Origin of the sequence: Nocardia bovistercoris, from assembly GCF_015674855.1 — a bacterium.
Taxonomy (GTDB): domain Bacteria; phylum Actinomycetota; class Actinomycetes; order Mycobacteriales; family Mycobacteriaceae; genus Nocardia; species Nocardia bovistercoris.
Window position 1 is genome coordinate 660,215 of the sequence record NZ_JADMLG010000002.1, and the last position, 19,996, is coordinate 680,210.

The 19,996-nt window shown below is 69.3% G+C and carries 19 protein-coding genes and 1 tRNA gene; 9 read left to right on the plus strand and 11 right to left on the minus strand.

Going from position 1 to position 19,996, the window contains the following annotated elements; translation table 11 throughout:
• Positions 1-83: 83 nt before the first annotated feature.
• On the plus strand, positions 84-1,790 hold the full coding sequence (locus IT779_RS07050) for an FAD-dependent oxidoreductase (protein ID WP_196148334.1): 1,707 nt from the start codon (positions 84-86) through the stop codon (positions 1,788-1,790).
• Between the two features lie 205 nt (positions 1,791-1,995).
• Positions 1,996-3,393, plus strand: coding sequence for an AIM24 family protein (locus IT779_RS07055; RefSeq protein WP_196148335.1), 1,398 nt, complete (start codon positions 1,996-1,998; stop codon positions 3,391-3,393).
• A gap of 171 nt (positions 3,394-3,564) precedes the next feature.
• On the opposite strand, the gene IT779_RS07060 is transcribed toward IT779_RS07055, so the two are convergent.
• Positions 3,565-3,948: a VOC family protein gene (locus IT779_RS07060; RefSeq protein WP_196148336.1), complete on the minus strand. Its 384-nt coding sequence runs from the start codon at positions 3,946-3,948 to the stop codon at positions 3,565-3,567.
• Between the two features lie 54 nt (positions 3,949-4,002).
• Here IT779_RS07060 and IT779_RS07065 point away from each other — a divergent pair, with 54 nt between their 5' ends.
• Positions 4,003-4,755: a helix-turn-helix domain-containing protein gene (locus IT779_RS07065; RefSeq protein WP_196148337.1), complete on the plus strand. Its 753-nt coding sequence runs from the start codon at positions 4,003-4,005 to the stop codon at positions 4,753-4,755.
• Between the two features lie 4 nt (positions 4,756-4,759).
• Here IT779_RS07065 and IT779_RS07070 read toward each other — a convergent pair whose 3' ends face one another.
• Together IT779_RS07070 and IT779_RS07075 are read right to left on the minus strand one after the other, a co-directional pair.
• A complete protein-coding gene (locus IT779_RS07070; RefSeq protein WP_332838693.1) occupies positions 4,760-5,794 on the minus strand; it encodes a DUF6745 domain-containing protein in 1,035 nt (344 codons plus the stop codon).
• A gap of 21 nt (positions 5,795-5,815) precedes the next feature.
• A complete protein-coding gene (locus IT779_RS07075; protein ID WP_196148338.1) occupies positions 5,816-6,142 on the minus strand; it encodes a hypothetical protein in 327 nt (108 codons plus the stop codon).
• Between the two features lie 153 nt (positions 6,143-6,295).
• On the opposite strand from IT779_RS07075, the gene IT779_RS07080 reads away from it, so the two are divergent.
• From IT779_RS07080 to IT779_RS07100, 5 genes are read left to right on the plus strand one after another with little or no spacing between them, the layout of a single operon-like run.
• Positions 6,296-7,267 (plus strand): STM4015 family protein, encoded by a 972-nt coding sequence (locus IT779_RS07080; protein ID WP_196148339.1) that lies wholly within the window; start codon positions 6,296-6,298, stop codon positions 7,265-7,267.
• Between the two features lie 3 nt (positions 7,268-7,270).
• On the plus strand, positions 7,271-8,419 hold the full coding sequence (locus IT779_RS07085) for an STM4014 family protein (protein WP_332838694.1): 1,149 nt from the start codon (positions 7,271-7,273) through the stop codon (positions 8,417-8,419).
• Positions 8,420-8,451: 32 nt separating this feature from the next.
• Positions 8,452-9,258, plus strand: coding sequence for an STM4013/SEN3800 family hydrolase (locus IT779_RS07090; protein ID WP_196148340.1), 807 nt, complete (start codon positions 8,452-8,454; stop codon positions 9,256-9,258).
• Complete coding sequence (locus IT779_RS07095) at positions 9,255-10,595, plus strand: STM4012 family radical SAM protein (protein WP_196148341.1); 1,341 nt, start codon at positions 9,255-9,257, stop codon at positions 10,593-10,595. Before IT779_RS07090 ends, IT779_RS07095 begins: the two co-directional genes overlap by 4 nt.
• Before the next feature lie 6 nt (positions 10,596-10,601).
• On the plus strand, positions 10,602-11,573 hold the full coding sequence (locus tag IT779_RS07100) for an STM4011 family radical SAM protein (protein ID WP_196148342.1): 972 nt from the start codon (positions 10,602-10,604) through the stop codon (positions 11,571-11,573).
• Here the strand turns inward: IT779_RS07100 and IT779_RS07105 are convergent.
• From IT779_RS07105 to IT779_RS07120, 4 genes are all read right to left on the minus strand, one after another.
• Positions 11,485-11,814 (minus strand): nucleoside triphosphate pyrophosphohydrolase, encoded by a 330-nt coding sequence (locus IT779_RS07105; protein ID WP_198428215.1) that lies wholly within the window; start codon positions 11,812-11,814, stop codon positions 11,485-11,487. The two genes, IT779_RS07100 and IT779_RS07105, sit on opposite strands and share 89 nt — an antisense overlap.
• 421 nt (positions 11,815-12,235) lie before the next feature.
• Positions 12,236-12,312: transfer RNA gene (locus IT779_RS07110), tRNA-Leu, on the minus strand.
• 384 nt (positions 12,313-12,696) lie between these two features.
• Positions 12,697-14,208, minus strand: coding sequence for an amino acid permease (locus IT779_RS07115; protein WP_196148343.1), 1,512 nt, complete (start codon positions 14,206-14,208; stop codon positions 12,697-12,699).
• A 536-nt stretch (positions 14,209-14,744) separates the two neighbouring features.
• The gene (locus IT779_RS07120) at positions 14,745-15,692 is read right to left on the minus strand and encodes an esterase/lipase family protein (protein WP_232541476.1); all 948 of its coding nucleotides are present in this window, start codon (positions 15,690-15,692) and stop codon (positions 14,745-14,747) included.
• Positions 15,693-15,796: 104 nt separating this feature from the next.
• Here IT779_RS07120 and IT779_RS07125 point away from each other — a divergent pair, with 104 nt between their 5' ends.
• The gene (locus IT779_RS07125; protein ID WP_196148344.1) at positions 15,797-16,342 is read left to right on the plus strand and encodes a TetR/AcrR family transcriptional regulator; all 546 of its coding nucleotides are present in this window, start codon (positions 15,797-15,799) and stop codon (positions 16,340-16,342) included.
• Between the two features lie 33 nt (positions 16,343-16,375).
• Here the strand turns inward: IT779_RS07125 and IT779_RS07130 are convergent, their stop codons facing one another.
• The 4 genes from IT779_RS07130 to eno form a co-directional block, all read right to left on the minus strand.
• A complete protein-coding gene (locus tag IT779_RS07130; RefSeq protein WP_196148345.1) occupies positions 16,376-17,341 on the minus strand; it encodes a Ppx/GppA phosphatase family protein in 966 nt (321 codons plus the stop codon).
• Positions 17,338-17,859, minus strand: a complete 522-nt coding sequence (locus IT779_RS07135; RefSeq protein WP_196148346.1) for a DUF501 domain-containing protein — start codon at positions 17,857-17,859, stop codon at positions 17,338-17,340. Before IT779_RS07135 ends, IT779_RS07130 begins: the two co-directional genes overlap by 4 nt.
• Positions 17,856-18,494 (minus strand): FtsB family cell division protein, encoded by a 639-nt coding sequence (locus IT779_RS07140; protein ID WP_196148347.1) that lies wholly within the window; start codon positions 18,492-18,494, stop codon positions 17,856-17,858. Before IT779_RS07140 ends, IT779_RS07135 begins: the two co-directional genes overlap by 4 nt.
• Positions 18,495-18,579: 85 nt before the next feature.
• Positions 18,580-19,866: a phosphopyruvate hydratase gene (eno, locus tag IT779_RS07145; protein ID WP_196148348.1), complete on the minus strand. Its 1,287-nt coding sequence runs from the start codon at positions 19,864-19,866 to the stop codon at positions 18,580-18,582.
• Between the last annotated feature and the right edge of the window lie 130 nt (positions 19,867-19,996).

Genomic DNA, 19,996 nt, shown 5'->3' on the forward strand with positions numbered 1-19,996 from the left:
CGATCCGATGTCCGCGCATCTCTCCCCGGCCCGCCGCGGACTCCGCGAAGCTGGGATACGGACCACTTCGGCGAAGGACGGATATGAGCGGGAAGTCCCAGCACTACGACGTACTGGTGATCGGCTCCGGATTCGGCGGCAGCGTCACCGCGCTGCGCCTGACCGAGAAGGGCTACCGGGTGGGGGTATTGGAAACGGGCAGGCGGTTCGCCGACCACGAGTTCGCGAAGAACTCCTGGCACCTGCGCGAATATCTGTGGGCCCCGAAACTCGGCTGCTTCGGCATCCAGCGCATGACCCTGCTGAAGGACACCTTCATCATGAGCGGCTCCGGTGTCGGCGGCGGCTCCCTCGTCTACGCCAACACCCTCTACGAACCCCCGGAGACCTTCTACCGTGACAAGCAGTGGGCCCACATCACCGACTGGCGCGCGGAACTGGCGCCGCACTACGACCAGGCCACCCGCATGCTCGGGGTGACAACCAATCCGGCCACCACTCCCTCGGACCGCGTGCTGCTCGAAGTCGCCGAAGAACTCGGCATCGGCCACACCTATCGCCGCACCCCGGTGGGCGTGCTGTTCGCCGACAAGGACGCAAGGCCGGGCGGCGCCGTCGCCGACCCGTATTTCGGCGGCGCGGGCCCCGAACGCGCCACCTGCACCCACTGCGGCGAATGCATGACCGGATGCCGCCACGGCGCGAAGAACACCCTGGTCAAGAACTATCTCTACCTGGCCGAACGCGCGGGAGCGACCGTGCATCCGCTGACCACCGCGGTCGCCGTACGACCGCGGCCCGGCGGCGGCTACGCGGTCGACACCGTGCGCACCGGACGCTGGATTCGCAAGGGGCGCAGCACCTTCACCGCCGGTCAGGTGGTGTTCTCGGCCGCCGCGCTCGGCACCCAGAAACTGCTGCACAACCTCAAGGACGACGGCGTGCTGCCGAATATCTCCGACCGGCTGGGAGAGTTGTCGCGCACCAATTCCGAGGCCGTGCTCGCCGCCAAGGCGCGCGGCAGGGACACCGATTTCACCCGAGGCGTCGCCATCACCTCCTCCATCCACCCGGATCCCAGCACCCACGTCGAACCGGTGCGCTACGGCAAGGGCAGCAACGCGCTGAGCCTGCTCACCACGGTGCTGGTCGACGGCGCGGACGGCAAGCGACGGTGGGTGCTCGGCCTGCGCGAGCTGTGGCGGCAGCGCCGTGATCTGGTGACCATCCACGATCCGCGGCGCTGGTCGGAGCGGATGATCGGGCTGCTGGTGATGCAGAACGTCGACAACTCGATCGTCACCTACAACAAGCGCGGACCATTCGGTCGCCGCATGACCACCCGCCACGGCGCGGGCGTCGCGCCGCCCGCCTGGATTCCGGCGGGCAACGACGTCACGCGGCGCGTCGCCGCCAAGATCGACGGAATCCCGCAGGGCAGTTGGACCGAGATGGTGAACATCCCGATCACCGGGCATTTCATCGGCGGCTGCCCCATCGGCGACTCCCCCGAGACCGGTGTCGTCGACCCGTACCAACGGCTGTACGGCTACGCGGGACTGCACGTGGTCGACGGTTCGACGATCTCGGCGAACCTCGGCGTCAACCCGTCGCTCACCATCACCGCGCAGGCCGAGCGCGCGATGTCGCTGTGGCCGAACAAGGGCGAGGCCGATCCTCGGCCCGCGCTCGGCTCGCCGTACCGTCGCGTCGCGGCCGTCGCTCCCAAGAATCCGGCGGTTCCCGAGGCCGCTCCCGCCGCGCTGCGCTTGCCCATCACGCCGGTGTGACGGGCGTCGTGGATACGGCCCTCTCCGGTACGGACAGTCGACTGTCGCTCGTCTCGGTCGGCGGAAGTCCCGACTGCCGCGCGCCGCGCCGCGCAACGGGTGTGTCGCGATCGGGGTGACCGCGGACAGTGGCGCGCGGACCGAAATCGCGACACACTCGACGCCATGAGCCGTCTGCCGTTCGGATCTCTCGGGGAGGTGTGCGATGACCGAGTTGTCGCGCGGTGAGAACCGGCCCGCACCCGGCGACCGGATGACGGTCACCGTGCGGTGTTCCGCGCCCGTCGACGTGTCAGCGCTGCTGCTCGGGGCGAGCGGGAAGGTCCGTTCGGACGCCGATTTCGTGTTCTTCAACCAGCCTGCGGGTCCCGGCGTCACCTACCGGCACGGGCAGGGCGCGGGTGACGCGGTCGAGGTGCTCACCGGGGCGCTGCCGCCCGATGTGGAGCGGGTCGTGGTCACCGCGAGCCTGGACGGCAACGGGCCGCGCAACTTCGCGGGCGTCGGATCGCTGCTCGCGACGATCGGATCGCCCTCGGGCACACTGACTTTCCCGGTGACCGGGTTGAGCACCGAGACGGCGGTGGTCTGCGTCGAGATCTACCGTCGGTCGGGTGCGTGGAAGGTGCGCGCGGTCGGGCAGGGCTACGACAACGGACTCGCGGGCATCGCGACCGCCTTCGGTGTCGACATCGACGCCGAGCCGCCACCGCCGCCGCCCGCCCCGACCGGATTCGCACCGCCGCCCGCCCACCAGAGCGCACCGCCCGCCTATCCGAACCCACCGGCCTATTCGCCGCCTCCACCGGCTTATCCGCCTTCGTACCCGCCGTCATCAGCACCGCAGCAAGGAGCACCGCCGATGCAGAGCGATCTGTTCAACCCGAACTTCGCCGAAACCAACGGAGTCGGCATCCAGAAGCAGGGCGGCAAGATGATCAAGGTCGCCGTCAACGGCGAGACCATGGCTCGGGCCGGCGCCATGGTCGCCTACCAGGGCGACCTGCATTTCCAGGCACTCGGGTCGGGCGGTATCGGCCGCGCCATCCAGCAGCGCCTCACCGGCGAGGGCGTGCCGCTGATGAAGGTGTCGGGCCGCGGCGACCTTTTCCTCGCCAACAATGCCTCGGACGTGCACACCATCGACCTCGACGGCAGCGACGGACTCACCATCAACGGCTCGAACGTGCTCGCCTTCGACCCGACGCTGCGCTACGACATCCGCCGGGTGCAGGGCGCGGCAGGCTACGCGAGCAACGCCGGACTGTTCAACTGCGTGTTCACCGGACACGGCCGCATCGCGATCACCACGCACGGCACCCCGGTCGTCCTCCAGGTCGACCAGCCCACCTACGCCGATCCGCAGGCCGCGGTCGCCTGGTCGTCCAGCCTGCAAACCGGGATCAAGCGCAACGACTCCTTCGGACTCGGACGGCTGATGGGCCGCAGCACCGGAGAAGGTGTGACGCTGGCCTTCTCCGGGCGCGGATTCGTCATCGTGCAGCCCTCGGAGCTGCCGTCCGGCGGTCTGATCGCGGGCACCGGCGGAGGCCAGCAAGCCGGACAGAGCGGTGGCGGCGTATTCGGCGGCATCCTCGGCTGAACGCACCGCACGGTTCACCCGCGTCGGGGTTCAGGCCGACGCCCAGATCGGACGAAGGCGAAGTGCACGCCGGGTCGTCCGTCGCGTCGGAGTCCAGGCGCCGACCCGGAAGTCCGCGCCGCCCCGGACTCGCAACGGGGCGCGGGCGGCGGGGGCTACGGCGGCCGGATATCAGGCCGCGCCCGGGTCGTACTGCATCGCGCCGATCGGGTTGCCCGACGGGTCGGCGAAGAAGATCAGGTGACCGACGCCCGCGATGGTGAAGCGCTCCATGAGCAGGGTGCCGCCCGCCGCGATGACCGCGCGGGCGGTCGCGTCCACGTCGTCGACGGCGAAGGTGCATTCCAGTCCGAGGGTCGGCTGTCCATCGATCAGGGCGCGACGCTGCTGTAGCGCGCCGCCGATACCGGGTTCGGCTTCGGTGCCGGTCTCGATCTCGAAGAATCCGGGCGGCCCCCACGGGCTGAAACGCCAGCCGAGGACCTGCTCGTAGAAGGTCTTGCTGGCGTAGACGTCGTCGGCGTTGATGGCGAAATGCGAGAGATTCGTTGGCATGCGGCCATCGTCGCATCGCAGGCGGACCGCGTTCCACGTAATCTTTGCCGAGAAATGTCGAAAACACGACACCGCACCGAGCCGCTGGTCCGCGGCTACGCGGTGACCCATCCACCCGGCCGCGCGGCCCTCGCGGACCAAGCGGGCTGGGATCACCTGATCTACACCGCCACCGGCACGCTGACGGTGCATGCGGGCGACCACGTGTGGACCGTGCCGCCGCACCGCGCGCTCTGGCTGCCCGACGGCGCCGCGGCCGAGACGCGCAACCACTATCGCGCCGCAGTGCGCACCCTCTATTTCGCCGCGCATCTGCGCGCCGCGCCCGCAACAGCCACGGTCGTCACCCTGTCGGGCTTCCCGCGCGAACTGCTGCTGTACGTCGTGCGGGTCTGCCCGCTCACCGACACCGACGACAGCCAACGCGCTCTGCTGACCGTCCTGCTCGATCAGCTACGCGACCTACCCGCCGCGCGCCTCGCCCTACCCGTCCCGCACGATCCCGCCACTCGCCGCGCGGCCGAGATCCTGCGCACCGACCCCGACGCCGAACTGGGCGAGATCGCGCGCGGCATCGGCATGAGCAGGCGCACCCTCGAACGCCGGTTCGCCGCGGAGACCGGTATCGCCCTCGGCGCGTGGCGTCGCCGAGCCAGACTGCTCGGCGCACTCGAACCCCTGGCCGCGGGCGTGCCCGTGGCGCGGGTCGGCGTCGAATCCGGCTATTCCACCGCCTCGGCGTTCGTCACCGCCTTCACGACCGAATTCGGCGAATCACCCCGAAACTTCCTGCGCGGCAAAGCATGAAGCGTCAGGTCTGGCGGAGCGGTTCGTATTCGTCGGCGCCGAGGCCGAATGTCCACGCGACGCCCGCGCGGGCCGTGCTCGTGTCCGGTGGGACCCGGAGCCAGTAGGTGCGGCTGGTGCCGTCGGGTTCGGGCGTCGAATTCACCACCTCGACCATCACCACGTCCTCGTCGCCGTCGAGTTCGATGCGCCACAGCACCCCGGTCTCGTCGCGGTGGATCGGTCGTGCGCCGGATTCGTCCAGGTAGCGGTCGTAGCCGTAGAACTCGAGCATGACGCGGCGCAGTTCGGCGTTCTCCTCGGTGCGGATGCGCTCGGCGGTGAGGGTGCGCAGGTCTTCGAGGAATTCGGCGGGCACGGGCATACCGCGCCAGGCGTGCAGGGCGAAACCGTCGGCGTAGGCGAGCGCGGGACCCGCGCCGCTGTCGAGGCGACCGGCTTCGTCGCGGTGCAGTTCGGTGGGACGCTCGCTGAGGACCGCGACCTTCTCGTAGGGCCACCACCAGCCCGTCTCGCCCGCGATCACGGCCGCTTCATGCAACGGCTCGCCGGGGTCGGTGCCGAAGGCCGACAGCCACGCGGCATCGTGCTGGCCGAGTATCGCGTCGAGCAGCAGCAGCCGGATCGCGTTCTGCTCCTTGCGATTTCCGCCTGCCGCCTCGATCACACCCGCCCTGATCCGGTCGACCACCGACTCGGTGAGTTCCCACAGGTCGGCGCCGGTGGCGCGCCAGTGTTCGCTGAATCCGGCCGGTCCGAGTCCACCGTGCACGCGCGCGCGTTCGGCCGCCAGCGGCGCGTTGCGCAGCGCTTCCCGCACGCAGGCGCCGGTCGCGGGCGCGGATTCCGCGCGCAGCAGGCGCACCGCCTCGAGCGGCGAGCGCGCCCAGACCACGGATTCGGGCTCGGCAAGACCGGCCCGGCGATAGGAAGCGCGCACGGCGGCCTCGGCGATCACCCTGTCACCGGGACCGGTCGCCGTCGAGATCGACCGCCATCGCTGCTGTTTCGTCATACTGTCGCTCAATTCCTCACTCACCCAGACTCTTTCGTAGCAGACTCAGTCCGCGACGATACGGACCGAACCGGGGACGTACTCGCGCTGCCGCACCACCCGATACCACCCCTTCGGCAGACCGATCGCCGCGTGCTCCTCGTGCACCACCCGCCCGCCCTCCGGCAGGTGCAGCAACATCGGACCGGTGGCACCGGACTCGCGGATCAGCCTGCCCGGACCCTGCACCGCGTGCGCGTGACCGGTGACCTCGCCGAGCGCGAGCACCAGCCGCCCGCGCGGATCGCGCGCCACCGACGGCGCGTCTACCAGCGCTTTCGGCACGGCGGCCGCGGCCACCGGCACGATAAGGACATCGCCTTGCCGATACATGACATTTCCTCCCGTCGCGGCGCGGATCCGCCGCTGTTGCCCGAGACCGTAGCGCCGGGCACCGACAGAACCGCCCGAGTCGCCGGATGTCGGTGGGGCTTGGTAGAAAGTCGTGACGATCACGGGCACTGCCGGAAGGGGCGGGCACATCACATGACCATCGGCGACCATCTCGAGGAGTTCGGCGGGCTGCCCGCGTACACCTTCCCCGACGCCACCACCGACGAGTCGAAGGAGGTGGTTCTCCCCTCGGCGGAATCGGTCGCGTGGCGCCTGAGCGCGGAGAGCTACGACGCCAAGGAGACCTGGGGCGAATGCTTCACCCGGTTCCTCTACGCCGTCGACACCGCGAAGGTGACGGCGATCATCGTCGGCACCTGGCAGGACGTCTACGACAACGGGCCGACCGAGGTGATCGAGGGCCTACGCGCGGCCGCGGACCGGTTGCCCGCGCTGCGCGCGCTGTTCCTCGGCGACATCGTCATGGAGGAATGCGAGATCTCCTGGATCAACCAGGGTTTGGTCACCCCCATCCTCGAGATCTTCCCCGACCTGGAGGTCCTCGGGGTGCGCGGCGGCCAGGGCCTGGAATTCGACGCCGTCCGGCACGAGAAACTGCGCACACTCACCGTGGAGACCGGCGGCCTGCCCGCCGAGGTCGTGCGCGGCATCGCGGCGAGCGATTTCCCGGCGCTCACCCATCTCGACTTGTGGTTGGGCACTTCGGAATACGGCGGTGACAGCGAGGTCGAGGATCTGGCGGGCATCCTTTCGGGCGCCCGGCTGCCCGCCCTCGAACATCTCGCCTTGCGCAACAGCGAGAATCAGGACGCGGTGTGCGCGGCCCTGGCCTCGGCGCCGGTGGTGGCCCGGCTGAAGAGTCTCGACGTGTCCATGGGCGTACTCACCGACGAGGGCGCGGCGGCGCTGCTCTCGGGTCAGCCGCTCGGCCATCTCGACTCGCTCGACCTGCACTACAACTACCTGTCCGACGCGATGCGCGCGAAGTTCCGCGAGGTGCTCGAACCCGCGGGCGTGCGGCTGGATCTCGACTCCGACGACGCGGAAGAGGACAGCGACGACGAGGACGGCACCGTCTGGCGTTTCGTCTCCGTCGGAGAGTGACCGGTGTTCTCATCGGAGCCGCCGCCGCACCCGCCGCGCTGGGTGATCGTCGGCAACGGGGACAACCGCAGGGTCGCCATGTTCACCGAGGCGGCCCGTGCCGCGGGCGTCACGCACATCCGCCTGCTCGAATGGCGTGACGTGCTGCACGGCCGCGGGTGCGAATTCGATGACGACGAGATCGTCCGCCTGGATTCCCCCGGTGAGAACAACGAGGTCGACCGCCTGCTCCGCGACGCGCCCGAACCCACCCGCGTGGAGGGTTCGGGTCGCTGGTACCGGCGGTTCCTCGCGGCGGTGCGTACCCTGCGCGGCGGGTTCCGCCTCGACGATACCGAGGATCTCGCCGCGCTGTTCGACAAGCGGCGCAGTCACGCGCGGCTGGCGAAGGCCGGTGTGCCGGTGCCACATTCGCCGACTTCGGAGGGGCAGCCGCCGGTGCGCGGCTGGGTCGATGTCCGCGAGCGGCTGCGCGAGATGCCGCGCGTCTTCGTGAAACCGGCGCACGGGTCTTCCGCGTCGGGTGTGCTCGCGCTCGAATCCACCAGGGGCGGCCGGTTGCGGGCCACCACTTCGGTGGAGATCGCCCCCGACGGCGCGCTGCACAACTCCCTGCGCGTGCGCCGCTACACCGGCGAACGCGAGATCGCGGCCGTGATCGACCGCCTCGCTCCCGACGGACTGCACCTCGAACAGTGGATTCCGAAGGTCTCGCAGGCGGGCCGCTCCGCCGATCTGCGCGTGGTGGTGATCGGCGGACGCGCCACCCACGTGGTGGTCAGGACCAGTCGCGCCCCCTTGACGAATCTGCATCTCGGCGGCGCGCGCGGTGATCTGGAGGTCTTCCGCGCGGCCGTCGGCGAGCGCTGGTCGCGGGCGCTGTCGATCTGCGAGGAGGCCGCAGCGTGCTTCCCGTCGACATTGTGCGTCGGGGTCGACCTACTGCCCGCGGTCGGGTGGCGGCATTTCTTCGTCGGCGAGGTCAACGCGTTCGGGGATCTGCTGCCCCGGCTCACCGGCCTGCCCGAAGGCCCCGCCGCCGGACTCGACACCTACACCGCCCAGGTGATCGCCGCGACCAGCCGTTATCACAACGCGCGGCAATCGTTCTCGCGAGATCTCGTCGGCGCGCTGCGCGGAGCGCCGCTGTGACGGCCGCGGAGCCCGCGCTATCGGAACCGGATATGAACGCGGTCGTCGGGCGCGACGACCTGCTGCTGCTCACCCTCGACACGCTGCGCTACGACGTGGCGCGGGAGTCGGCGGCGGCGGGTCTGCTGCCGCATCTGACGGCCCGCCTACCCGGCGGCGTCTGGGAGAAACGCCACGCCCCCGGCAATTTCACCTACGCCTCCCACCACGCGATGTTCGCGGGCTTCCTGCCGACGCCCGCCGCGCCCGGTCCGCATCCGCGCCTGTTCGCGGCGCGTTTCGCGGGCAGTGAGAGCACCGCCGAACGCACCTTCGTCTTCGACGAGCCCGATCTGGTGACGGCGCTGGCCGCACGCGGCTACCACACCGCATGCATCGGCGGCGTCGGCTTCTTCAACAAGCGGGGCGCGCTGGGGAATGTGCTGCCCGGCCTTTTCGCCGAAAGTCATTGGGAGCCTGAATTCTCCGTGGCATCGCCGACCTCGTTCGAAGCGCAGGTCGCGTGCGCGGAACGAGTCGTGGCCGCCCTCGACGCCGACCGTCCGTTGTTCCTGTTCGTCAACGCCTCCGCGCTGCATCAACCCAACTGGTTCCACCTGCCCGGCGCGACCCGCGAAGCGGGCGACACCCGAACCACCCACGCCGCCGCGCTGGCCTACATCGATCGGCACGTCGGTCGCCTGTTCGACGTGATGCGTTCACGGCGGCGCTGTTTCGCCGTAGTCTGTTCCGATCACGGCACCGCGTACGGCGACGACGGCTACACCGGCCACCGACTCGGCCACGAATCCGTGTGGACGGTTCCCTACGGCCATTTCTTCCTGGAGCCGCCCGCATGACCCACACGATCACCGCGCCGCGCCCGTATCAGAACTACGTCTACGCCTACCCGCACAAGACGGCGTACCGCCCGTTCACGCCGCGCCCGCTGCTCGCCGACCTGTGGGCGGGCGAATCGCGCCGTGCGCTCTCGCTGTACCTGCACATTCCGTTCTGCGAGGTCAGATGCGGTTTCTGTAATCTGTTCACGCGCGTCGGCGCACCGGACGGGCTCACCGGCCGCTACCTGGACGCGCTGACCCGCCAGGCCGAGGCGGTGCGCGCCGCCCTCGGCGACGCGCGACCGCCGCATTTCGCCACCGCCGCGTTCGGCGGCGGCACCCCGACCTTCCTCGAAGCCGGTGAACTGTCCCGGCTCTGCGATATCGCCGAACGCGTGATGGGCGCCGACCTGCGCGCCATCCCCCTGTCGGTGGAGGCATCGCCGAGCACCGCCACCGCCGACCGTCTCCGCGTCCTGGCCGAGCGCGGCGCAACCAGGCTGAGCCTCGGCGTGCAGAGCTTCCTGGACCGAGAGGCGCGCGCAGCCGTGCGCCCGCAACGCCGCGCCGACGTCGAAGCCGCGCTCGGCCGTGTTCGCGACGCGGGCATTCCGGTCCTGAACATCGACCTCATCTACGGCATCAACGACCAGACCGCCGCGACCTGGCGGCAATCCCTGGACGCCGCGCTGGCCTGGAAACCCGAGGAGATCTACCTCTACCCGCTCTACGTTCGACCACTGACCGGACTCGACCGCAACACCGACCCCATCGCGGCCGAACGCGAATGGGACGGACAACGGCTGCGCCGCTACGCCGAGGGCCGCGATCACCTGCTCGCGGCGGGCTACGAGCAGGTATCCATGCGCATGTTCCGCCGCCTCGACGCGCCGCCGCAGGGTCCCGACGACTACGCCTGCCAAACCGACGGCATGATCGGCCTCGGCTGCGGCGCCCGTTCCTACACCTCGGGCGCGCACTACTCCTTCGACTACGCCGTCGCCCCGCGCGAAGTCCGCACGATCATCGACACTTACACGGCTACAACAGATTTCACCCGCGCTGTCTGCGGACGAGTGATCGACGGCGACGAGGCCGAACGCCGCTACCTCCTGCAATCCCTGCTGCAAGCCGAGGGTTTCGCGATCGCCGACTACCAGCTGCGTTTCGGCCGCCAACCGCGCGACGCGTTCCCCGCCGAACTCGACGCACTCGCCGAACGCGGCTGGCTCACCGACCCGGATTCACACCAATTGCGTTTGAGCCCCGAAGGTTTGGCGTATTCGGATGCCATCGGCCCCGAATTCTTCTCCCCCGACGTCCGCGCCGCCATGGCCGCCTACGAACATCGCTGAGCCGCCGTGGATCTCACCATTCTCTACCGCGGCCCCCTCGCCTCCTGCGACTACGACTGCCCGTACTGCCCGTTCGCGAAACGCCGCGACTCCACCGCCCAATTGCGTACCGACCGCGCCGCCCTCGAACGATTCACCGCGTGGGCTGCCGCGCAGACCGACGACCGCCTATCGATCCTGTTCACCCCGTGGGGCGAAGGCCTGGTGCGCTCCTGGTATCGCCGCGCCCTCGTCGAGTTGTCGCACCATCCGCACGTCGACCGCGTCGCCATCCAAACCAACCTGAGCTGCCGCACCGACTGGCTCACCACCGCCGACCTCGACACCGTCGCCCTCTGGTGCACCTACCACCCCGACCAGACCCCCTATGACCGTTTCCTCACCAAAACCGCCGACCTCGCCGCGAAAGGCGTCCGCTTCAGCGTCGGAATAGTGGGCCTACCAAATCATCTCGACCACGCCCGCCGCCTGCGCGCTGATCTCCCCGCCCATGTCTACCTGTGGGTCAACGCCGCCGAAGGCCACACCTACACCGACGCCTCCGCAGCCGACTGGACCGCCATCGACCCCCTGTTCCCGTACAGCCGCCACCCCCACCCCTCGGCAGGACTCCCCTGCCGCACCGGTTCCTCGGTGATCTCGGTGGACGGCGAAGGCACCGTCCGCCGCTGCCATTTCGTACCGACCCCCCTCGGCAACCTCTACGACAACTCCTACCGCCGCGCCCTGACCTCCCGCCCCTGCCCCCTCACCACCTGCGACTGCCACATAGGCTACGTCCACCTCGAATCTCTCCCCCTCTACGATGTCTTCGCGGGCGGCGTCCTCGAACGCATCCCCCGAACCACCGAGCCCGCCATCCGAAAGCGCAAGCCACACGCATTGCCGCTCAGTGCATCTCCAACCACAACCGCCCCGCGAACGCACCGCGCTCCGCCGCCTTCACCGCGGCCGCATCCCGAACGTCCTCGAGCGTGAACCCATAATACGAAGCAACCGCCGTCAACACCTCGAGCACATCCGCCGCTTCCTCGAGCCGCTCCTCCCGAGTGCAGGCCGCCCGCAACTCCTCTACCTCCTCCACCATCTTCTCGTGCAAGGCCACCTCGTATTCGTCCGCATCCAGAACCCGCACCCCGGGAGTCCCACCACTCGCCCGAATAATCCCCGGAATCCCATCCCTGACAAGTTTTCCCACCACACCGCTGTCGCGCTCCATACCCCGATCATGCCGAACCGCATGATCGGCCGCGTTGGGATGCCTCGGTCTGTTCCGGACAAGATGGTCGCTGATCATGGTTCACGGAAGACCTTTCACCCGCGCTTCGACAACCCGCTGCCCGGCACGGAACACGGCGAGGTCGAGTACGAACTACACCGAACAGCATGGATGACGTCGGAGTCATCGCAAGTCCTCCCCTGAGGACCGACCGCTGCCTGCGCCGGTCGTGGCGCCGGCAATCTTCTGGCCCGAACGCATTCCACCCGAGCGCGGGGTCGAGGCGATACGGCAGCGAATCGAGGTCGAGGATGACCCTTGTCCGCGCTCTAGCTGCGCACAGGGGCCGCGGCGATGCCGGGGCGGGTGGGCGTCGACACCCCTGATTTGCCCTTGAAATACCGATTTACCTGCGGTTTTGTGGTGCCCCCAGTCGGATTCGAACCGACACTTGGCGGATTTTAAGTCCGCTGCCTCTGCCAATTGGGCTATAGGGGCGTGCCGGTCAGCCTACCGACTCGTACGGCTGTACCGGAATCCCGATAGGCACCGGCGGGTCGAAACGGCGGCTCGGGTCAATCGTCGGTTCCGGTGGATCTTCGGAGGTCAACGCGGACAAAGGGTTCGAACGGGGCGCCGGAGCGGGGCCGGGTGGGCGGCCGGTCGGGAGGGGCCGCCAGGGGAGGTGACAGGGAGGGCCGCATGCGGGAGGGCTCGGAGCGGGCGGGGCGGATGTTCGTGGCGATTCACACGGAGGCGGGCAGGACCGCGCCACGCCCGGGGGCGGCCGAAGCCGGAAAGGACACTTCCGCTACCCGAGAAGTGGATAGTTTCGGCTACTATCTAGCAACCATTGTGATCGGTGGTTGGATCCGGTGCGGGTCACGGCAGCGGAGGGGACTGCCGTGACCCGGACCGCGCGTCCTGGGACTTGCCGAGCACGGAATGCCTGCGGCTGTAGGTGAAATACACCGCGAAGCCGAGCACCATCCACACCAGGAAACGCAGCCACGTCTCCACCGAGAGATTGAGCATCAACCACAGGCAGGCGAGGACGCCGAGGATCGGGATCAGCGGGACGAGCGGAACGCGGAAACCGCGGGGCAGGTCGGGGCGGGTACGGCGCAGAATGATCACGCCGATGGAAACCAGTACGAAGGCGAACAGCGTGCCGATGTTGACCATTTCCTCGAGGGTGCCGAAGTCCACGAATCCGGCCAGTAGCGCGCAGCACACGCCTACGAACACCGTGAGACGGACCGGCGTGCCCTTGGCGCCGGTGCGGGCGAGGCCGCGCGGCAGCAGCCCGTCGCGCGCCATCGCGAACAGGACGCGGGTCTGGCCTAGGTAGAGCACCATCACCACCGTGGTCAGGCCGGCCAGCGCGCCGATGGAGATGATGTTCTTCGCCCAGTCCGCGCCGTTCAGGGCGAAGGCGGTCGCCAGGGTCGCGTCCTCGCCCGCGAGTTCGGTGTAGGGCACCATGCCGGTGAGCACCAGCGAGACCGCCACGTAGAGGACCGTCACAATGAGCAGTGATCCGATGATGCCGCGCGGCACATTGCGCTGCGGATCCTTCGTCTCCTCCGCGGTGGTCGCGACCACGTCGAATCCGATGAACGCGAAGAACACCAGGCTGGCTGCGGCGAGCAGGCCGTACCAGCCGAAGGTGCTGTGCCCGGCGCCGGTCAGGAAGGAGAACAGGGACTGGTGGATGCCCTCGTCGGCGGCGCCCTCCTGCGACGGCGGCACATACGGGCTCAGATTCGCGCTGTCGAAATACTTCAGCCCGACCACGAGGACGACCGCGATCACGGCGAGTTTGATGGCGACCGCGATGGCCGAGACCCGCGAGGAGATCTTGGTGCCGATGGCGAGCAGCACACCGAGCACGGTCAACAGCAGGACCGCGCCCCAGTCGAAGGTGACGCCGCCGATGTCGACCACGGCCGCGCCGCGTCCCATCACATCGCCCAGATACTGCGACCAGCCCTTCGCCACGACCGAGGCCGCGAGCGCGAATTCCAGGATCAGGTCCCAGCCGATGATCCAGGCCGCGAGCTCGCCGAAGGTCGCGTAGGAGTAGGTGTAGGCGCTACCCGCGACGGGGACGGTCGAGGCGAACTCCGCGTAGCACAGCGCGGTCAGGCCGCAGGCGATGGCGGCGAAGACGAAGGCCAGCGACACCGAAGGACCGGCGACATTGCCCGCGGTGCGCGCAGTGAGAGTGAAGATGCCCGCGCCGACGACGACGGCGACGCCGAAGATCGTCAGATCCCAGGCGGTCAAATCCTTGCGGAGTTTGGAATCCGGATCGTCGGTATCGCGAATGGACTGTTCCACCGATTTCGTGCGGAACAATCCGCGTCGGCCGAACGAGTTCGAGATCGCCACGTTCCACTCCTTCGCTCTCCGGATTCCGCCACCGGGACCACTCGGTGGATTCCCGCCGTGAACCGACTTACCCACAGCGCGGGTCCCGGAACAATCGCATCGGCACCGATCACCGCGAGCCCTCGGCGCGCCGGGCAGGCGCCACGAAACGACGGCGCCCGCCACGACACCGACATACGGGGCCGACCGCTCGGCGCGACGGGAATTCCCGGCATCTCGCGACCGCGCGTGTCCCGATCTCGAGCAGCCGACCGGTTGTCCACCCGGCCCCGCTCCTGTCGCCGACGCGATTCAGCCTGCCAATCAATGCGACCGGCGTACTCCCGCTCGAGGCCGAAGTCCACCATCGGTAATCGTCCTGATACAGGACGTCGAAGAAGGGCCGCTCGGCGGAACTCCACCTCGGACAGATTCGCCGACCCGATCGAATGACCGAACAGTGCCCGCCCGGCTATCGGACCGTCGGTGACCGCCTCGTTGGACATCCCCCGACAGTGACACAGAGAGCAATCTGTCGGCGAACAACCCGCCGGGAGTCAGCGACCGATCGGCCCGATGAACGGCAGCACCACGGCGCAGGTCGGCGCGCCCGCGCGCGCGGGATCGAGGGTGTCGAGCACCGCGCGCACGGCGACCGGGTCCGCGGTCAGTTCGTAGTGCTCGGTGTAGTCGGTCGAGCACAGGTCCTGCAGGACGATATTGCGCACATTCGGACCCTCGAGCATGCCGGTGGTGTACGGGGTGGCGATTTCGTCGTAGCGGCTGACGACGGTGGTGAAGCGGATGGCGGGGGCGATGGCCGGATCGGGGTTCAGGGTGCGCAGGAACGGCGAGCCCCAGGACATCTGGCAGGGGCCGCAGGTGCTGTTGAGCAGGGCTTCGAGGTCCGAGCCCGCCACCAGTCCGGCGAACATGGATTGCAGGCCGCTGAGTGTGGTGCCGTGCAGCGGGGCGGCCATCGCGACGTAGTCGTCGATCTTCGGGATGCCGCCGAGATGGTTCAGGTAGTAGAACGGCACCGCGCCGCCCATGGAGTGGCCGACGATGTCCACCTTGGCCGCACCGGTGGCGGCGAGCACCCGGTCGATGAACGCGCCGATCTGGGCCGCGCTTTCCTCGACGGGGGTGATCGCGCCGATGGGGCCGAGCGGGCCGGTGCCGTACGTGGCGGTGAAGACGCAGAATCCGGCCGCGTTCAGCACCGGCGCGAGAGTGTTCCAGGTGATGGTGTCGTTGCTCAGTCCGTGCAGCAGCACCACCGGTTCCGGATGCGCGGCGCTCGGGCGGCATGACCAGTCGTTGGCGCCGGGCGGCGGGGTGCTCGGCGCCGTCAACTGGGCGGCGACGCCGCCGAAGTAGCTGTAGGACGGCGGCGGGGCGGGGGGATCGGCGACGGCGACCCCGGTCGGGAGCCCGACCGAAAGGGCGAGGGCGGCACAGAGTCCGACCAGACGCTTCGACCAGCGCGGCATGATTCTCCTCATCGGATGTCCGTGGGCCGGCGCTCTCGACGAAAGCTATGACCGACCGGCCGGTCACAGCGTAGCCTCGGTGTGCCGCTACGCCAAGTGATCGGGGAAGATGAACCATGCCCAAACCCGCCGAACCCGGCCGAAACGCCCTCATGACCGCAGGCGCCCGCGTCGCCGAGGACCGGGGCTTACGCGGCCTGTCGATCAACGCGGTGGTCGAGGCCGCGGGCATGGCAAAGGGCACCTTCTACCACCATTTCCCGGACCGGCGCAGCTACGTGATCGCGCTGCACCGCCGCTACCACGACACCCTCGCCGACACCATCGGCGCGCGGATCGCCGACCTCCCGCCCGGCGCGGGGCGCGTGGAAGTCGGCGTCACCGCCTACCTCGACGCCTGCCTCGCCACCCGAGGCACCAAAGCCTTTCTCGCGCAATCACGCACCGACACCGACCTGCTCGACGAAGTGCACGCTCGCAATCGACAGACCGCGAGCGTCATCGAACCCGACCTGGCCGCGATGGGGTGGAGCGATCCGCAGGCTGTCGCGCATCTGCTGGTCGCGATGGTCGCCGAGATCGCGCTCACCGAACTGTACGGCGAAGGACCGCGCGCCGACCTGCGCGCCGCCGTCACCGCGCTGATCGAACGCGCGCACTGACCAGTGCCGGCGCTCGGCCGCCGGTGCGTCGACTCAGGCTATCGATAGGGCGATGCCGTCGAGGATGTCGTGCTCGCTCACGATCAGCGCCGAAATCCCCGCGCGCTGGGACAATTCGTAGGCGAGCACCTCGGCGATGACGGCGCCGCCGCCGATCACGTCGACCCGCCCCGGATGCACCGGGCCGAGCGCCGCGCGCTGATCGTGGTCCATCGCGAGCAGCTTGTCGCCGACCTCGCGCACCTGGTCGAGGGTCAGGCTCGTCAGATGCACACGCTCGGAATCGTATTCGGGCAGATCAAGGGCGACCGCCGCGAGCGTCGTCATGGTGCCCGCGACGCCGACCCAGGTGTGCGCGCCCTCCACGGGAACCTTCGCGAACGCCTCCGTCAGTCGTTCGGTGGCGAATTCCCGTGCGGCCGCGATCTGTTCGGCGGTCGGCGGGTTGCCCGGCATACAGCGCTCGGTGATGCGCACGCAGCCGATGTCGGCGGAATAGGCGGCGCGGACGCCGTCGGCATCGCCGAAGACCAATTCGGTGGAGCCGCCGCCGAGGTCGACCACGACGAAAGGACCCGCCGCACTGTCCAATTCACCGATGGCGCCGGTGAACGACAGGCGGGCCTCCTCGTCGCCGGTGATCACTTCCGCCTCCGCGCCCGGCACGACGGCGCCGAGCTCCGCGCGGGCCATTCCGAAGAAATCCGCGCGGTTGGCGGCATCGCGGGTGGCGGAGGTGGCGACCATGCGCACCTTGTCGACCCCCGCCTCGCGCATCAGCACCGCGTAATCGGCGAGCGCGACGCGGGTGCGTTCGATCGCCTCCGGCGCGAGCGACCCGGTGGCGTCGACGCCCTGGCCGAGACGGACGATCCGCATCTCGCGGTGCACATCGACGAGGGTGCCGTCGGGCTTGACATCCGCGATCAGCAGTCGAATCGAATTGGTACCGCAGTCGACCGCCGCGACCCGGTGCCCGGTGTCCGCCGATTCGCTCATGAGTGTTCCTTCGTCCGTTCGTAGGTCGGCCAGTCCGCCGGAATCGCGGTGCCGCGCAGTCCGTGCTCGGCGGCGAGCGCCACCGACTCGTCACCGAACGGGTTGACGCCGGGGCCCTTCGCGAGGGCGTGCGCGATCAACACGTGCAGGCACTTCACCCGCTCCGGCATGCCGCCGCCGGTGAATTCGGTACCGAGGGACTCGATCTCGTCGCGTTCGGCGAGATAGCTCTCGTGCGCGGCGCGATAGGACGCCGCCAGCTCGGCATCGGCGGAAAGGCGTTCGGTCATCTCGCGCATGACACCCGCCGACTCCTGACGGCTCGCCTCCGCGGTCAGTCGCGGGTCGGTCAGGTAGTACAGGGTCGGGAAGGGGGTGCCGTCCGGTAACCGCGGCGCCGTCTTCACCACCGCGGGCAGCCCGTCCGGAGTCCGGTAGGCCACCGCGAGCACACCGCGCGGGGCGCGGCCGAGCTGCTCGGCGATGATCTCGAGGTCGCGGTCGTTCGGTGCGGTCACCTGGGTCCTTCCCGGGCGGGCGCGGGCGTCGGTTCGGCCTGCGCGGTTGGCTGGGGTTGGGAGATCGTCTCCCACAATTCGGTGTACCAGGGATCGGGCGGCTTGGACTGGGTCGGCGCGGCCGGGCGCGGCGGCGCCTCGATTCCGGGAACCTGCACGATATACGGCGTCTCGCCCGGCATCACGAGCCGCAGTCGATCGCGGGCCTCCGCGCGGATGAACGCCGGATCCTGCTGCTGCGCACGCCGATCGCGCAACCGCGCGACATCGGATTCCAACTCGCGGCGCTGCTGGGCCAGTTCCGCGGCCTCGGCGCGCTGGGCGAAATAGGTGCGCATCGGAACCGCGAGGGTCAACGCCAACGCGCACACCACAACCGCGAGAATGACCGCCTTGCCGGTGGACAGCCCGAGGATCGTCTTGTCGTAGCGGTCACCGGATCGGCGCGCCGGGATCTTGCGTGGCGCGGCAACCCGGTCGCCCTCGCCGCGGCGGCGCGCGGCCCGCTTGGCCGCCGCCGGTCTGGCAGCGGTCTCGGTATCGGCGCCCGCTCGCGGACGCGACCCCGCGAAGCGCGTGGTGCGCCGCTCGCCGCGTCCGGTCGGGCCGGCGCCACGCGCGCGACGCTCCGTCATGGCGCCCCCCGGAACTCGGTGCGCGCGGAGCAGGCACGGCGGCTGAGGCCGCCGCGAATCCGGTTGTCCGCGCGCACCGTCTGTCTCACCCCTCGAACGCGAAACGCGGGAACGCGACGTCCCCGGCATACCGGGCGGAATCGCCCAGCGCGTCCTCGATGCGCAGCAGCTGGTTGTACTTGGCGACGCGCTCGCTGCGTGCGGGCGCACCCGTCTTGATCTGACCGCTGCCGACCGCGACGGCGAGATCGGCGATGGTGGTGTCCTCGGTCTCGCCGGAGCGGTGCGACATCATCGTCTTGTAGCCGTTGCGATGCGCGAGTTCGACCGCGTCCAAGGTCTCGGTGAGCGTGCCGATCTGGTTCACCTTCACCAGCAACGCATTGGCCGCGCCCTTGGCGATGCCCTCCTCGAGACGCTCGGGGTTGGTGACGAACAGGTCGTCGCCGACGAGCTGGACCTTGTCGCCGATCTGGTCGGTGAGCGCGACCCAGCCGTCCCAATCGTCCTCCGACAGCGGATCCTCGATGGACACCAGCGGGTACGCGGCGATCAAGTCGGCGTAGAACTGGGCCATCTCGGCGGCCGTGCGGTCGCTGCCCTCGAATTTGTAACCGCTTCCCGCCGAATAGAATTCGGTGGCCGCGACATCCAGCGCCAGTGCGACGTCGGTGCCGAGTTTCAGACCGGTCTTGTCGATGGCGACGCTGATCAGATCCAGCGCCTCCTTGGTGCCCGCCACGTCGGGGGCGAAACCGCCCTCGTCGCCGAGGCCGGTGGCGAGGCCCTTGGACTTCAGCACCGACTTCAGGGAGTGGTAGACCTCCGCGCCCCAGCGCAGCGACTCCTTGAACGTCGGGGCGCCGATCGGCGCGACCATGAATTCCTGCACGTCGACGCCGGTGTCGGCGTGCGCGCCGCCGTTGAGGATGTTCATCATCGGCACCGGGAGCACATGGGCGTTCGGACCGCCGAGGTAGCGGAACAGTTCGAGTCCCGAGGACTCGGCCGCCGCCCGCGCCACCGCGAGCGAGACGCCGAGCAGGGCGTTCGCGCCGAGGCGGGACTTGTCGGGGGTGCCGTCCAGATCCAGCAGGACCTGGTCGACGGTGCGCTGCTCGACGGCGTCGAGTCCGATGACGGCGGGCGCGATCTCGTCGAGGACGCCCTCGACGGCCTTCTGCACACCTTTACCCAGGTAGCGGTCGCCGCCGTCGCGGAGTTCCACGGCCTCGTGCTCACCGGTGGAGGCACCGGAGGGCACGGCCGCCCTGGTCAAGGTGCCGTCGTCGAGGGCGATCTCGACCTCGACAGTGGGGTTGCCGCGAGAATCCAGGATCTCGCGAGCTCCGACCTGCTCGATGATGGCCACGAAAACGACACTCCTTCGCTGCTGGCACGGTGGGTCTCACGGGCATGGGCCGTGCGCTGCCGAGCCTATCGCAGGACAGCGCGGCTCTCAGGGTCCGGCACGGTGGGCTCGGCCCGAGCGCGGTACGCAC

What these genes read in the sequence shown, in the direction of transcription:
- IT779_RS07130 (WP_196148345.1), bottom strand. Translation starts at nt 17,341, where the DNA reads ATGAGCGAATCGGCGGACACCGGGCACCGGGTCGCGGCGGTCGACTGC.
- IT779_RS07080 (WP_196148339.1), top strand. Translation starts at nt 6,296, where the DNA reads ATGACCATCGGCGACCATCTCGAGGAGTTCGGCGGGCTGCCCGCGTAC.
- IT779_RS07055 (WP_196148335.1), top strand. Translation starts at nt 1,996, where the DNA reads ATGACCGAGTTGTCGCGCGGTGAGAACCGGCCCGCACCCGGCGACCGG.
- IT779_RS07075 (WP_196148338.1), bottom strand. Translation starts at nt 6,142, where the DNA reads ATGTATCGGCAAGGCGATGTCCTTATCGTGCCGGTGGCCGCGGCCGCC.
- IT779_RS07065 (WP_196148337.1), top strand. Translation starts at nt 4,003, where the DNA reads ATGTCGAAAACACGACACCGCACCGAGCCGCTGGTCCGCGGCTACGCG.
- IT779_RS07120 (WP_232541476.1), bottom strand. Translation starts at nt 15,692, where the DNA reads ATGAGGAGAATCATGCCGCGCTGGTCGAAGCGTCTGGTCGGACTCTGT.
- IT779_RS07095 (WP_196148341.1), top strand. Translation starts at nt 9,255, where the DNA reads ATGACCCACACGATCACCGCGCCGCGCCCGTATCAGAACTACGTCTAC.
- IT779_RS07105 (WP_198428215.1), bottom strand. Translation starts at nt 11,814, where the DNA reads ATGGAGCGCGACAGCGGTGTGGTGGGAAAACTTGTCAGGGATGGGATT.
- IT779_RS07090 (WP_196148340.1), top strand. Translation starts at nt 8,452, where the DNA reads ATGAACGCGGTCGTCGGGCGCGACGACCTGCTGCTGCTCACCCTCGAC.
- IT779_RS07050 (WP_196148334.1), top strand. Translation starts at nt 84, where the DNA reads ATGAGCGGGAAGTCCCAGCACTACGACGTACTGGTGATCGGCTCCGGA.
- IT779_RS07060 (WP_196148336.1), bottom strand. Translation starts at nt 3,948, where the DNA reads ATGCCAACGAATCTCTCGCATTTCGCCATCAACGCCGACGACGTCTAC.
- IT779_RS07125 (WP_196148344.1), top strand. Translation starts at nt 15,797, where the DNA reads ATGCCCAAACCCGCCGAACCCGGCCGAAACGCCCTCATGACCGCAGGC.
- IT779_RS07140 (WP_196148347.1), bottom strand. Translation starts at nt 18,494, where the DNA reads ATGACGGAGCGTCGCGCGCGTGGCGCCGGCCCGACCGGACGCGGCGAG.